9 protein-coding genes are annotated in these 13,188 nt (G+C 38.7%); 6 read left to right on the top strand and 3 right to left on the bottom strand.

What is annotated here, in order from left to right; genetic code table 11:
- Positions 1-112: 112 nt before the first annotated feature.
- Both ACQ96U_RS18625 and ACQ96U_RS18620 read right to left on the bottom strand, forming a co-directional pair.
- Positions 113-1,477 (bottom strand): L-serine ammonia-lyase, encoded by a 1,365-nt coding sequence (locus tag ACQ96U_RS18625; RefSeq protein ID WP_431722772.1) that lies wholly within the window; start codon positions 1,475-1,477, stop codon positions 113-115.
- Positions 1,478-1,510: 33 nt separating this feature from the next.
- Positions 1,511-2,791, bottom strand: a complete 1,281-nt coding sequence (locus ACQ96U_RS18620; RefSeq protein WP_431722771.1) for a serine/threonine transporter — start codon at positions 2,789-2,791, stop codon at positions 1,511-1,513.
- 670 nt (positions 2,792-3,461) lie between these two features.
- Between ACQ96U_RS18620 and ACQ96U_RS18615 the strand changes: the two genes are divergently transcribed.
- The 4 genes from ACQ96U_RS18615 to phnP all read left to right on the top strand — a co-directional run bounded on the left by ACQ96U_RS18615 (position 3,462) and on the right by phnP (position 7,555).
- Positions 3,462-4,145, top strand: coding sequence for an endonuclease V (locus ACQ96U_RS18615; RefSeq protein WP_431722770.1), 684 nt, complete (start codon positions 3,462-3,464; stop codon positions 4,143-4,145).
- A gap of 138 nt (positions 4,146-4,283) precedes the next feature.
- On the top strand, positions 4,284-5,162 hold the full coding sequence (locus ACQ96U_RS18610) for a substrate-binding periplasmic protein (RefSeq protein ID WP_431722769.1): 879 nt from the start codon (positions 4,284-4,286) through the stop codon (positions 5,160-5,162).
- A 443-nt stretch (positions 5,163-5,605) separates the two neighbouring features.
- On the top strand, positions 5,606-6,670 hold the full coding sequence (locus ACQ96U_RS18605) for a hypothetical protein (RefSeq protein ID WP_431722768.1): 1,065 nt from the start codon (positions 5,606-5,608) through the stop codon (positions 6,668-6,670).
- A 126-nt stretch (positions 6,671-6,796) separates the two neighbouring features.
- The gene (gene phnP / locus ACQ96U_RS18600; RefSeq protein WP_431722767.1) at positions 6,797-7,555 is read left to right on the top strand and encodes a phosphonate metabolism protein PhnP; all 759 of its coding nucleotides are present in this window, start codon (positions 6,797-6,799) and stop codon (positions 7,553-7,555) included.
- Between the two features lie 79 nt (positions 7,556-7,634).
- Here the strand turns inward: phnP and ACQ96U_RS18595 are convergent, their stop codons facing one another.
- Entirely contained in the window at positions 7,635-9,950 is a 2,316-nt protein-coding gene (locus ACQ96U_RS18595) for a mechanosensitive ion channel family protein (protein ID WP_431722766.1), read from the bottom strand.
- A 373-nt stretch (positions 9,951-10,323) separates the two neighbouring features.
- Between ACQ96U_RS18595 and ACQ96U_RS18590 the strand changes: the two genes are divergently transcribed.
- Both ACQ96U_RS18590 and ACQ96U_RS18585 read left to right on the top strand, forming a co-directional pair.
- Positions 10,324-11,418 (top strand): ABC transporter substrate-binding protein, encoded by a 1,095-nt coding sequence (locus ACQ96U_RS18590; protein ID WP_431722765.1) that lies wholly within the window; start codon positions 10,324-10,326, stop codon positions 11,416-11,418.
- A 223-nt stretch (positions 11,419-11,641) separates the two neighbouring features.
- Positions 11,642-13,159 carry a trypsin-like serine peptidase gene (locus ACQ96U_RS18585; RefSeq protein WP_431722764.1) on the top strand — a complete coding sequence of 506 codons (1,518 nt, stop codon included), beginning with the start codon at positions 11,642-11,644 and terminating at the stop codon, positions 13,157-13,159.
- The last annotated feature ends 29 nt before the right edge of the window (positions 13,160-13,188 follow it).

The following is a 13,188-nucleotide window of genomic DNA, read 5'->3' as shown; positions in this document are numbered from 1 at the left end:
ATAAAGCGAGTACTTCATTTATATCTATTAAAAAATAGTATACGTCATTAATAAAGTACTCGCTGATAGCTTCCATTAACAAATAATACCGTTATAAACAAAGGAAACTAGCTTAGCAACGTGCAATAATTTTAACAGCAAGTCCTCCTTGCGATGTTTCTCGATACTTACTATGCATGTCCTTCCCTGTTTCATACATCGTTTCTATTACCTTATCGAGAGAGACTTTTGGAGAAGATGAACGACGTAACGCCATTCGACTTGCATTAATTGCTTTTACTGCAGCTAACGCATTACGCTCAATACAAGGTACTTGTACTTGTCCTGCAACAGGGTCACAGGTTAACCCTAGGTTATGCTCCATACCTATCTCTGCAGCAACAGCAACTTGCTGTGGTGAACCGCCCATAATTTCGGTCAATCCAGCAGCAGCCATTGAGCATGCTACTCCTACCTCTCCCTGGCAGCCAACTTCTGCGCCAGATATTGATGCATTCATTTTATATAACTGACCAATACCACCTGCAGCCATAAAGTAAGCATTCAACTCCAAGTCACCCACAGGATGAACAAACTTATCATAGTAAGCCAAAACAGCAGGTATTATTCCTGCCGCACCGTTTGTTGGTGCTGTCACAATCCTTCCACCAGCAGCATTTTCTTCACTCACTGCCAGTGCATACATATTGACCCAGTCTAGAATTGTCATCGGGTCAACGGAAAGCGCATTATTCGCTGAGAGATAACGGTGTAAAGCTGCAGCCCGACGAGGCACTTTAATTGGACCCGGAAGATACCCCTCAGTCTCTATTCCCCGAGCAATTGCTTGCTGCATTACATTCCATATTACTTTCAACTTAGCCGCAACGGCTGACTTTTCATAAAACGAGAGTTCATTTAAGTAAATTACTCGACTTAAACTTAACCCATGATTATCACATTGAAGCAATAACTCTTCTGCAGATCTGAATTTATATGGAAGCTCTTGTTCTGTGGGAGTAGCATCCCTACTGTACTCTTCATCCGTAACTACATACCCACCACCGATAGAATAATATATTTCTTTTATCTGCTGATTCTGCCCAGTTTGAGCTATAAAGCGCATACCATTTTCATGTTTGGGTAATGGCTCAGGAATAAAAGAAATACTACGAGAAAACCAAGGGACCGATGGTCCCCCTGGTAAATCAAGTTTTTGTTTATCGGCAACGCTTGCCAGTAATTCAGTGATTATTTCTGTAGGAACACTATCAGGCTTGTAACCAAGTAAACCAAGAATAACTGCCTGGTCAGTACCATGCCCCTTGCCCGTTAAAGCTAATGAGCCATAAAGTTCAACCCGAATAGAGCTTACCTGAGATAGCTTTCCCTGCTTTGCCAGCTTTCCTATAAATTGATAAGCGGCAAGCATGGGACCAACAGTATGCGAACTTGATGGTCCAATCCCTACTTTGAATAAGTCAAGAACACTAAACATGATGCCTACTCCACAAGGCCATTAAAGGACCTGCTATGCCACCAATTGATATAAAATTGCAGAAATTGCAATGCAGCCCATTATTGAGACGAATACATTCGTCCATACCCCACGGTATTTTTGCATAGCAGCAACTTTACGTATAGCAAACATAGGCATAATGAATAATATAGCCGCGATGATTGGCCCACCTAAAGACTCAATCATTCCCAAAATACTTGGATTTATAATAGCAACAATCCAAAGTGTAACAATAATAAATACTATTGTTATCAGATTTACAGTTTTTTGGGGAATGTTAATGCCTGCACTTTTAGCTTGTTGAGAAATAATACCGTTTAATCCTTCTCTAGCACCTAAGTAATGTCCAAAAAATGAACTAACAATAGCAAGAAATGCCACAACAGGCCCTATGTAGGAAATAATCATACTGTCTTGCTTATTGGCTAGGTAAGACAAAATAGAAATATTTTGTGCTTTAGCCTCAGCTAACTCAGCAGGACTTAAACTCAATACACATGAAAACACGAATAACATAACAAAACCCAATAGCAAGCCTGCATTAGCAAATAAAATGCGTTCAGACTTGTGAACTGCTTTATTATCGTATTCACGGTGTTGAGCAAGTGCGAAGCTTGATATTGCTGGAGAATGATTAAAAGCAAATACCAGCACAGGAATTGTAAGCCACAAAGTAATACTAATTGAGCTTAAACTGGGCATCTCAGACAATGAACCCAAATTCCACTCAGGTATCAGCCAAAAAGATAATACTGCCAAAATTGTGATCAATGGATACACCAAAAGCTGAGTCACTTTCAGCATAAACTTCTCACCTAATAGCATGACAGACATCATACCCATTATTAATACCAGTGATAGCATCCAGCGCGCTGGAGAGGCTACTTCAAGTTGATTCACTAAAAAACTGTCAACGGTATTAGTAATACCAACACCATAGATTAATAAGATTGGGTAAATAGCAAAAAAGTAAAGGATGGTTATTAGTTTTCCTGCACCTTGCCCGAAATGTTCTTCCACAACCTGAGTGATGTCACTTCCAGGCTTTCCAGATGATAATACAAACCGGCACAGCCCTCTGTGGGCTAAGTAGGTCATAGGACCAACTAAAATCGTCATAATAACTAATGGCCAAAACCCTGCCATTCCTGCATTGATAGGTAGAAAGAGAACTCCTGCTCCAACCGCTGTTCCAAACAGGCTTAACACCCAACTCACATCATTTTTTGTCCATGTCGACTTCTGAACGTTATTCTCTACAGAACTACTCTGTACTACTTCTTCGTTATTCATATAAGCCACCTAAGTATTATGTAGGCAAAATAATTTATTTTATTTGTCTATATATTTTATTTGTCTATATATTGAGCAAACTTGAGTTAAGTCTATTGTTTTTGTAGATGTCTCAAATAAAGAAAAACATGTCTTCCACAAAAAAGACATCATAGGTATTATTACCTAAATATATGCGCTAAAAACTTAGCAATGAGTGACATATTTTTAAGTAGTTTCCACATTAATTTATTATACATGCAACATCAATACACTTTCTAAAAAGTTAGGCGAGATATAAATAACTTTTTCAACAGAAACTCACAGCTCAAAGAACAACCAAAACTTTAATTAAGTCACATTATTTTAGGTGAAATAAGATGGTTTTAATTAGTATAAATAAGGTAGCAATATTGTGATAAATACTTACAGGATCTTCTTACTATTATCTTTGGTCTTTGAAAGTGTCTAATTTTTATTCAATGATTACCCTTATTAATGACAATGCTCTACCTAACTATATAGTTAAGTACGTTCATTAATTATCTTTCTGGTAAAATTCTCTCCTAGAGAAAACAAGTAATTTTTTTCAAGCCTTAGTAGAAATGAACTCAATATCCATAGCGAAGGGTATATATACGCAAAGCTAATGATTTTGCATAAGACAACACAATAGGTATAAAAGCTGACTATGAATGTGCACAGAAGTCATTCTTGGGACTTAACGGTAGATCAGGCACAACAATTACAAGATGAGTGGTCAAATTATGTAAAAGTTAGACCACTTGAAAAAACCATAAAAACTGTGGCAGGAGTTGATGTCGCATACGATACAGATCACCAGTTAGTTGTTGCTGGCGTTGTATTACTGAATGCAGACTCATTAGAACTGATTGAATCTCATGTCACTTACCATCAAAGTGCCTTCCCTTATCACCCAGGGTTACTCTCATTTCGGGAAATTCCTGCCATTCTTCCAACATTAGCAAAACTGAACCAAGCTGCAGACTTAATAATCTGTGATGGCCAAGGCATTGCCCATCCTCGTCACTTCGGATTAGCCAGCCATTTAGGTGTGTTACTGGAGATACCAACCATAGGATGTGCTAAAACGCATTACTGGGGAGAGTACACACCTCCTCTACTTACTCGTGGCAATACTTCACCCATCCAGGCAGATAATCAAGTAAATGGCCATGTAGTATGTACACAAAACAATATCAAACCTGTTTTTGTCTCCCCAGGTCATCTCACTAGCCATCAGGATGCTATTGAATGGGTACTCAAATGCAGTAACCGCTATAGACAACCTCAAACCACACGCTTAGCAGACCAATTGGTTAGAAAACACCTAAAATTATTACAAGGCGACTAATAAAATATTGAAGTTAAAATTGAGTTCCACAAACAGAAGCCAATGAGAAATCTAAAAAGTGTAAAAAATTGTTCTACCCGCTAATACGCTATACTAAGGCAGATATAGTTATAATTATGTCCGTTTTGATGTAAAAACATGCCACGGTTACTTAAAATCAGCGTTAGTTTAATACTGGGTGCTCTTAGTTACGCCTGTCACGCATCAGAGAAAATTGATGTCATCTACCCAAGGCCTGTAACAAGTGATGACCAACGCACTGCTTACCCATCCAAGTTACTAGCGCTCGGCCTGGAAAAGTCGGGAGCACCTTTTCACTTAACGAGTAGTAATAATGTAATGTTACAAGGCAGAGCCTTAAAAATGTTAGCCGCAGGAGAACAGGTTAATGTTGTTTGGTCAATGACTTCCAAAGAACGAGAGACAGATCTACAACCCATTAGAGTCCCAATTTATAAAGGACTGATTGGATGGCGCTTACCTTTGGTCAATGAAGATCGAGTTATTTTTTTTCAAACGGTTGAGTCTCTAGCTCAACTTAAATTGTTAACGGCAGGACAAGGTCACGACTGGCCTGACACAGCAATTCTTAGAGAAAATGGCTTTAAAGTGCTTGGTGTTGCATCATATGAGGGACTGTTTCGCATGCTTTCCCTTCATCGCTTTGATTATTTTCCTCGTTCAATTGTTGAAATCTGGGCAGAAGCCAAAACCCATGCCCAACGAGGCATTGTGGTTGAACCCTCAATCATTATCAAATATCCTACAGCCTTTTACTATTTCGTAAATAAAAAAGATAGGGATTTGGCTTACTTACTTAATAAAGGTTTAAATATTGCCATTGAGGATGGAAGCTTCGATAAACTATTCCTTGAATACCATCAACCATTACTTGAAAGAGCCAAACTTAAAAAACGAAAGGTGTTTGAAATAGATAACCCTATACTCCCTAAAGAAACGCCTTTAGATGATAAACGGCTTTGGCTGGATATTAATGCATACTCACAAAACAATTAAATGTATCTATCAGTAACGAAATATATTTTTCCATACCATTAACTATCTTGTTAAGTATATAGTTATTTCTCATCACGTTACTGTTAAAAAAAATTTATTTGTAAAACAATACAAAACCATCCTACTCTTACTCGTTATTAAAGCCTTCACTCCTGCAATCCCAAAAATTCACTAACTAAAAATCCAAAGTAAATTTCAAAAAGAAATATTCAAGCTTCAAGGAGGAAGAAACCATGATATATAAAATTTTTAGTTTATCTATTCTGATATACTATCTTATTCTTTCATCAAGCTGCCATGCTCACACGACAAAACCCGATTTAATAGTGCCTATCAAAATCAATACCCAGATATATTCTTATTCATCATTAACAAACAATACAATTATAAATTACAATATACTCATACCTCGCAATAAAACTACTTTGACCTTTAGTACTTCAATGTCTGATATTAGGGGCAACTTAAAAATCAATGTTATCGAGCCACCCAACTACGAATATTTAACCTGCCAGTTTACAAGAATTAATAGCAAAGGCCATAGTGCCTGTAGTATTTATATTGCAAAGAAAGGTATCTACACGATTCAAATTACACCAAAATATTTAAATCACACTATAAAACTCATATCAAATACTAAATATCTAAGTAAAAACACAGGTTATTGTTACCAAGAAGTACAAACTCCAAAATCGAATTTATCTGATTTAATTAGTCAATTTCGTGGTACAAACTGGCTATCCATCTTAAAATCCACTTACGATAGGCGATGGCCAAGTGGGGCCATGCTGGTTAGAGCACAAGAAAACGACCCTTATTTTTCACAATTTATCGATAAAACAAGTTTTAGAAAAATGGCTGAGTCACTTATGGTTGCTATTCATGAAGAGACTCATATGTATGACCTAGATTACAAAAGAACAGACTGGGAGCAAAATCTCACCGGCTTTGTTAATCAACACTGGCAACCTAAAGTACCAATACATAAAGGCTTTCCTCGTAAAGAAATAATTCCATTAATTGAAGGTAATGCAACCAAGTCCTGGGATGATATTTATTTACGTGATAACGTGCAGGGTAATTATTTAATGCAGGGAGTATTAAGTGAACTCAATGCCGGCTTAATGGGCTTAGCAGGAGTTGGTATTGTTGGTGAATTTGTTGATGGCTATGGTGCAAGTAATGCTAGAGATAGCGCCGCAGCCTATATGTATCACTTACTGCTTTACTTAAGACATGCCAAAACAAACCATCCAAGTTATTACACTAAAATTAATAACGAAAAACTGTTCAAAGACTTTGTGCTTATTCAATGGTTAAGACTGCACTATTACCTTGAGTTTACAAAAAAATTTAGCAAATTAGACACTCATTCTGCAGAAATCACTAAGCTTTTGTACCGTCCCTATAATATTGAAGCAATAGAAAACATTACTGGACATTCATTACTACTGGACAATTACAAAAACTGCCTACCTGAATATGATCCTTTTGAACCTCCTTTTTAGCTGGATACGCTTTATTCCCAATAAAACCAAATCACTTAAAAGCTTACCAACCAGCTATAATGAATGAATGCATGTAATACGCTAGGGTCTGTTAACACTATTTGGATTGGGGAGCCTAATAAGTTGATGAAATTAACTTTTTTAGGAACAGCAGATGCTGGAAGAGTACCACTATTTGGTTGCAACTGTGCAGCATGTTCACTTGCTATAGAGCATGAAGGTTATCGACGTGCGCCTTGCTGTGCACAGCTGGACGTTGCAGGCCATAGTTTATTATTGGATGCTGGACTGCCTAATTTAGATATGCACTGCCGAACTCATCCACCTACGGCTATTTTCCTCACTCACTACCATATGGATCACGTCGCAGGTTTATTCTCAATTCGGTGGGGAACAGGAAAAAAAATCCCTGTGTATGGACCCAATGATCCACAAGGGTGTGATGATCTTTTCAAACATCCAGGACTCATCGATATCCACCCAATTATCGAGCCTTTTACACCACAAACGTTATGTGGAATAACCATCACCACAGTACCACTTCAACATTCGAAACCAACCCAAGGTTATTGCTTCACCCATCCACAGGGTAAACTTGCATACTTAACAGACACTATCGGCTTACCAGATGACTCCATGAAATATTTAAAACAGTTTGCTCCTGAATATATAATTTTAGATTGCACACACAGCCCTGAGCATACTCACCCCAAAAGTCATAATAATCTGACTATGGCTCTAGCAATTATTGAGCAACTCAATCCCAAGCAAAGCTGGCTGACACATATCAGTCATCAAATGGACAATTATTTTCTAACCCATAAACCACAGTTGCCAGCCAATGTATCCATAGCAAGGGATAATATGATGATTGCTCTCAGTTAGCCGTTAACTCAGAGCCATGCCTATCACCAAAATAAAGGAATATGCTTGGCGCAATTACAAACGCTTTTCTTTAAAATCCTTAAATATCACCTTCATCCTGGTCAAAGCTATCCGCTTTATTATCATCAATTCTATTTTGCTTTTTGATTTCGTCAGCAGCCAGTACAGCCGCTATAGCCGCCGCGGATTTAGCAATATGAGATGGCAATGGAATATTACCCGTTGCTTCTGATCCATCTTCTCCTTCATCAGGTAATCGCACACGTACTTCGCGATGCGCAAACTTAATACCATTTTCTTCCAGAGCTTCCTTCACTCTACGATAAGCTTCACGTCGAATCACCCATTGCTCGCCAGGCTTACAGGTAAACTTCATGCGAACAATTAATGCTGACTCTTCAACTCTCGTAACACCCTGTGATTTGAGTGGCAACAGAAAATGTTGGCCGTATTCAGGGTCATCCGCCATTTGCTGTCCAACTTTTTTGATAATTTTCCGAACCTTTTCAAGATCAGTATCATAAGGTAAACGCAACTCTAACTTCATCGTTACCCAATCACGGCTTAGATTAACGACTGTCGCAATCTCACTATAAGGCAAAGTTTGTACAGCGCCTAAATGGTGACGCAAGCACATTGACCGTATAGATATACGCTCAACCGTGCCTCTTAAGCCTGCGGCTTCGATATATTCACCTCGTCTAAAAGCATCATCCCACAGAAAAAACACACCAGAAATAATATCTTGTACAAGTTTTTGGGCGCCAAAGCCTATTGCTATGCCAACAACTCCTGCTCCAGCAATTAATGGCCCTATCTGCACTCCCAGAGACTGTAAAATGGTAATAATGACAGTGACAACGATAACCGCTAATAAAAAAGTTCTTAACAAAGGTAAAAATGTTTCAACACGTGAAGCCCCTGCTCCACCGCCTTCACCTTCCAAATTGCCAGCCTCATCTTCAGATGGAGGCTCTGGTAATTTACGCTCTATCAATGAATGGATCACTTCCCAGGCAATATACGCCATTAACAGTGTAATCATGATATCCACAGCAGCATAAATCATCCGCTGACCAACTGCAGTGTTCAACATCGCTAAAGCACCATACCCCCAGGATTCTGCTAACGCAATAATGGCTGAACCAATAAGCAATATACGAAAACCTAACTGTAATACATGAACAAAACGATAGGAACGCTCTGGGAATGTACGGCTTTGTAGCCAGTTAATCGTTATGACTTTAAGCAGCAAACGGTAAAAAATACGGTCAATTAAAGGAAAAAACAGCGTAATCCACCAAGCAATACTAACTTTATTTGCCAGCTCATAATTGCCTGCAATTAAATTCATTGCCCAAACAGCCCAAAGCGTAATAATCCAAAAGGTAAATAAAAAAGGCCATGCCTGTGCTACAATTTGCACTGCATTTGAACAATCTTTTTGCTCTTTCTTCTCAGGCTGTGCTAGTTTTTCTTTAAACAATTCAGCAATAAGTTTCCGTTCTCGCCAAGTAAAAATAATGACTAGTGCTACTAGTGGAAGACCCACCAAAGTAGGGACAGCAAAATCGTTTAGCACCTGTGGCCAACCGTTGGCTAACGCAAGACTGAATATTTCCCCCATGAAAAAGTATATAACACTAAATAAAATAACCCAGTGATGAAATCGCGCTGCGTCCATACACTGCAAAGGCAATGGACGAATTCCTTTACTATGAGGAGCAAAAACTGCTCTAGATAATACATAAACGACTCGAATATTAATAACTGCATACAGGACTGAAAGCATTGCATTTTCAGTACCGTCAAATAGCTCAATCCAAAATATAAATAGAGCACAGCCTGCGGCAAAAAAGCCAACACTAATCAAATTAAAACAAACACGCAGCAAAAAATAACCCAGGACGGTCGTCCATTCATGTGACTCTTGTGTTAAAATGCGTTGATTAAACTGACTAAGTTTAATGCTTAAAACCTTCTCCACCAAGATGCCAAATACCAACATACCAACACTAAACAGTAAAAACTGAACAAAATCACCATCGTTCCCACCCAGAATATTTTGATAAAGTTGACTCGATATTTCAGGCCACTGGCTCAAATCTTCTTTAATTGCTTGAAAACGTTGTTTAAACAAGCCCTCATGATCACGAAACGTGTTAAACATATACTGCCTCTTTCGTGATTCAGCATCAGCTGTCATTTTCTCGATCAGCAATGACCGGACTTCCTTATCACTCAATGGCGCTATTTTTTCTTCAACCGATAGCTTTGGATTAACCTGTGTCGTTTCTGCCGCATAAGACGTATTTAGCGTTAGAGCAAACCCTAACCATCCCCCTAAAAAATAACTTACTATGAATAAAAACGTTCGAGACCACGGCAACAGCATGGACTTATCCTCCAAATCCAGTAATACATGATGCACATTGTGTCATCTAAATTAACATAATAATTATTTAATATAGCTTCATAAAAGAGGCTTATATGAAATATTCATCGTTGCATTATTTAAATATATTCTTCATTAATATTCAAAAAACATGTTATAAAATTGAATGAAATAATACATATACACCCAACAAAGGATATATTCCCACAATAAGTCGCAATCAATACAAATGGCTGCTATACACATGTAAAACTGCTATACAAATTAACCTCAATGAAGAGAGTAAAAACAGCGCCATGGCTTCTTTGATATGTATAGCAAGGTCAACACCAACCAACCTTACTATCAATACACTGTCAGGAGTGAGTCCATTATGGTTGCATCAATACAACGTATTTCATTAATTTGCCTACTACTTATAACCACCTGTACAGTCAATGCCAAAACACTTGCACTTATCACTACGCGCTCCGCGGGAGATTCATTTTGGGGACCCGTTGAGAGCTTTATGCATGCAGCTTGTAAAGACTTGGGTATGGAGTTCAAAGTATTCTACGCTGAAGGTCGTCGTGACAATATGATTTCAGCTTTTCAACAAGCCATTAAAGAAAAGGTGGATGCTGTTGTATTCCCCAACTTTCAAAAATCAGCCTACCAGCTCATTAAAGCAGCAGAAGAAGCCAAAATCCCCGTTTTCTTATTTAATTCAGGAATATCCAATGATCATGCAAACGATGTTGGTATGCCTCGAGCAAAATATAAGTTTTGGTTAGGCGAAATGTTACCCGATGACCAAGGTGCAGGCGCAAACTTGGCAAATACCCTTGTTGATATGGCAAAAAGCGCTGGGAAATTAGGCAAAGATGGCAAAGTTCACGTAATCGCTATTTCAGGTCATAGTGCTGATGGTGCTGCGATTGAACGTAACAAAGGCTTAAAGGAAGCCATGAAACGTGGTGATGCTGTGCTTAAACAAGTTGTTCCTGCAAACTGGGATAAAGACACAGCTACTTTGAAATTCACAAAACTGTACGAACGTTACCCTGAAGCTTCTGTGGCTTGGGCTGCGAGTGATCTTATGTCAATTGGTATTGTTGATGCAATTAAGAAACTAGGAAAAACACCCGGCCAGGATATTTTTACAGGCGGTGTGGATTTAAGTAAAGAAGGTATGGAAGCAGTAAGCCAAGGGACCATGTCAGTCACTGTTGGCGGGCATTTCATGGAAGGAGGCTGGGTTGCAGTGATGCTCTATGACTACTTTAATGGTATCGACTTTGCTGATGAAGGCCTATCCATGCGCTCAAAAATGAGTGTGATCACCAAAGATGCCGTTCAAGAGTACTTAAAACGGTTTGGAAAAGGAAACTGGGAAAGTATCGACTTTAAACAGTTTTCCAAAAAGCATAACAGTAACCTGAAAAAATATAACTTTGGCTTAGATACAGTCATGGCTCAGTCTAAATAAATGAAGTGTGAGCTAAACCAAGTCCTAAACCCACCTTCTAAAAGCACCTTAGAGAAATATTTTATTCACTAATAATTTCTCTAAGGCTGCTTACATGCAACATCATTCCCCTATTTTGTCTTCCGACCGATAAGTACCATAGATTGCACGACAACTGGTGCTTATTATTAAGTACTTGTTTAGTAACATTGAACGACAGTTCATGACTAACTGGAGTAAAAACATGTTACTAAGAAAAAATGGACGTTTTTTAATCCTTTCAAGCTTATTCACTACAACGCTATTATCCCCTCTTACAACAACAATTGCCTCAATTAATCAATATGACTGGGGCGAAGGTATTGTAAATTTCAGTCATTCAACACTATTGAATAACCAACAGGGAGAACACAATCACTGGCGTGCTATTGCTCGCGTATCTGTCAGTGGCGGCATGACGTGTACGGGTACATTTATCGACACGGGTAATGATAGTGGACCAGCCTATGTCATAACGAACGGACACTGTACAGGTGTGTGGAATGAAAACGAGTTTCAAGTTAATGAAGAAGCATCAGGCTCTGTTATTTTTAACTATTTCATTGACACAAAGGAACAACAACAATCCTATACCGCCAAAACAATAAAATGGGCCACCATGCGCGGCCATGACTTAGCTATTATTGAACTAGCCGCTACTGTTGGTGAGTTAAAGCAAGCAGGTATCACACCTATGAAGCTTGCAACAGAAATTTTACCCGAAAACAATGACATCCTTATCATTGGTGCTCCAACAGATGGTGTTCCTTATGATCAATCCTACATGCGCATCGCTGCCTGTATTCAAGAATCAACGCATGATGTTATTGAAGCACATTGGAATTGGTTTTCTGCCCAACGCAATAAATGTCATGATATCAAGGGAGGTAGCTCAGGCTCACCCGTAATCAATCGATACACAAATGAAGTTGTCGGTGTTTTAAATACTACAACAACAGGTAGTAGCGAATATGCAGTATGTTTTAATGGTGCACCCTGTGAACTCTCTGAAAATGGTGTAGAAAAACAAAAAGACAGCAACTATGCCTTTCCAGTCACACAGCTTAACTCCTGCTTTGTAAATGGTGTTTTTGATTTAAATGCATCATCTTGCACCCTCGATAAGGGAAAGGGTGTCACATTAGATTATCGCTATGGTGATGCTAAACCGGAATTAGATGACCAAGGCATAGCACATTATCCAAGCTGGGAAACTACCGTCAAAGGACACGACTATTATCGCTATAAAGTAACCTCGTCTCATGTTGCCTGCCAAGATCTATACGACTACAGTGGCGTTATCTCAACAGCACTTCAGCCTGTTATTCAAGATACACTTGGCACACAAGAAGGTTATCGGTTTTTATGCGTGATAGGTGGTGATAACCCAGAATATTCTGAAAACTGGCAGTCACCACAATATGCGACGATGGCCCATAAAAAGCTTGATAGCACGCCTCCCACAGTGAAACCACCCTTACATATTTCTCCTGGAGAGGATAGTGTATTTGTACAGCTTGGATATTTGCCACCTGAAATTAGTTTATTTAAAGTAAAACAGGGTAAACCAGACTCAACTGATTGCGAGAACCCAGAAGGTTATCGTATTCCATTTTGGACCAACTTTTTCTTTAAACGAGAAGAATTACCTCAAGTGCTTTGTGTCATAGCAGCTGATCAGGCAGGGAATGAGTCAACCCCTTGGCGATTTGATATTAAGTAAACCTGCTGATTGAATGAAGGAGATCTATG

This window comes from Zooshikella sp. RANM57 (assembly GCF_050749885.1).
GTDB lineage: Bacteria > Pseudomonadota > Gammaproteobacteria > Pseudomonadales > Zooshikellaceae > Zooshikella.
The sequence above is the reverse complement of the archived record's forward strand: the minus strand, read 5'-3'. Positions and strand labels throughout refer to the sequence as shown.

What these genes read in the sequence shown, in the direction of transcription:
- ACQ96U_RS18625 (WP_431722772.1), bottom strand. Translation starts at nt 1,477, where the DNA reads ATGTTTAGTGTTCTTGACTTATTCAAAGTAGGGATTGGACCATCAAGT.
- ACQ96U_RS18595 (WP_431722766.1), bottom strand. Translation starts at nt 9,950, where the DNA reads ATGCTGTTGCCGTGGTCTCGAACGTTTTTATTCATAGTAAGTTATTTT.
- ACQ96U_RS18615 (WP_431722770.1), top strand. Translation starts at nt 3,462, where the DNA reads ATGAATGTGCACAGAAGTCATTCTTGGGACTTAACGGTAGATCAGGCA.
- ACQ96U_RS18585 (WP_431722764.1), top strand. Translation starts at nt 11,642, where the DNA reads ATGTTACTAAGAAAAAATGGACGTTTTTTAATCCTTTCAAGCTTATTC.
- ACQ96U_RS18610 (WP_431722769.1), top strand. Translation starts at nt 4,284, where the DNA reads ATGCCACGGTTACTTAAAATCAGCGTTAGTTTAATACTGGGTGCTCTT.
- ACQ96U_RS18620 (WP_431722771.1), bottom strand. Translation starts at nt 2,791, where the DNA reads ATGAATAACGAAGAAGTAGTACAGAGTAGTTCTGTAGAGAATAACGTT.
- ACQ96U_RS18590 (WP_431722765.1), top strand. Translation starts at nt 10,324, where the DNA reads ATGGTTGCATCAATACAACGTATTTCATTAATTTGCCTACTACTTATA.
- ACQ96U_RS18605 (WP_431722768.1), top strand. Translation starts at nt 5,606, where the DNA reads ATGTCTGATATTAGGGGCAACTTAAAAATCAATGTTATCGAGCCACCC.
- phnP (WP_431722767.1), top strand. Translation starts at nt 6,797, where the DNA reads ATGAAATTAACTTTTTTAGGAACAGCAGATGCTGGAAGAGTACCACTA.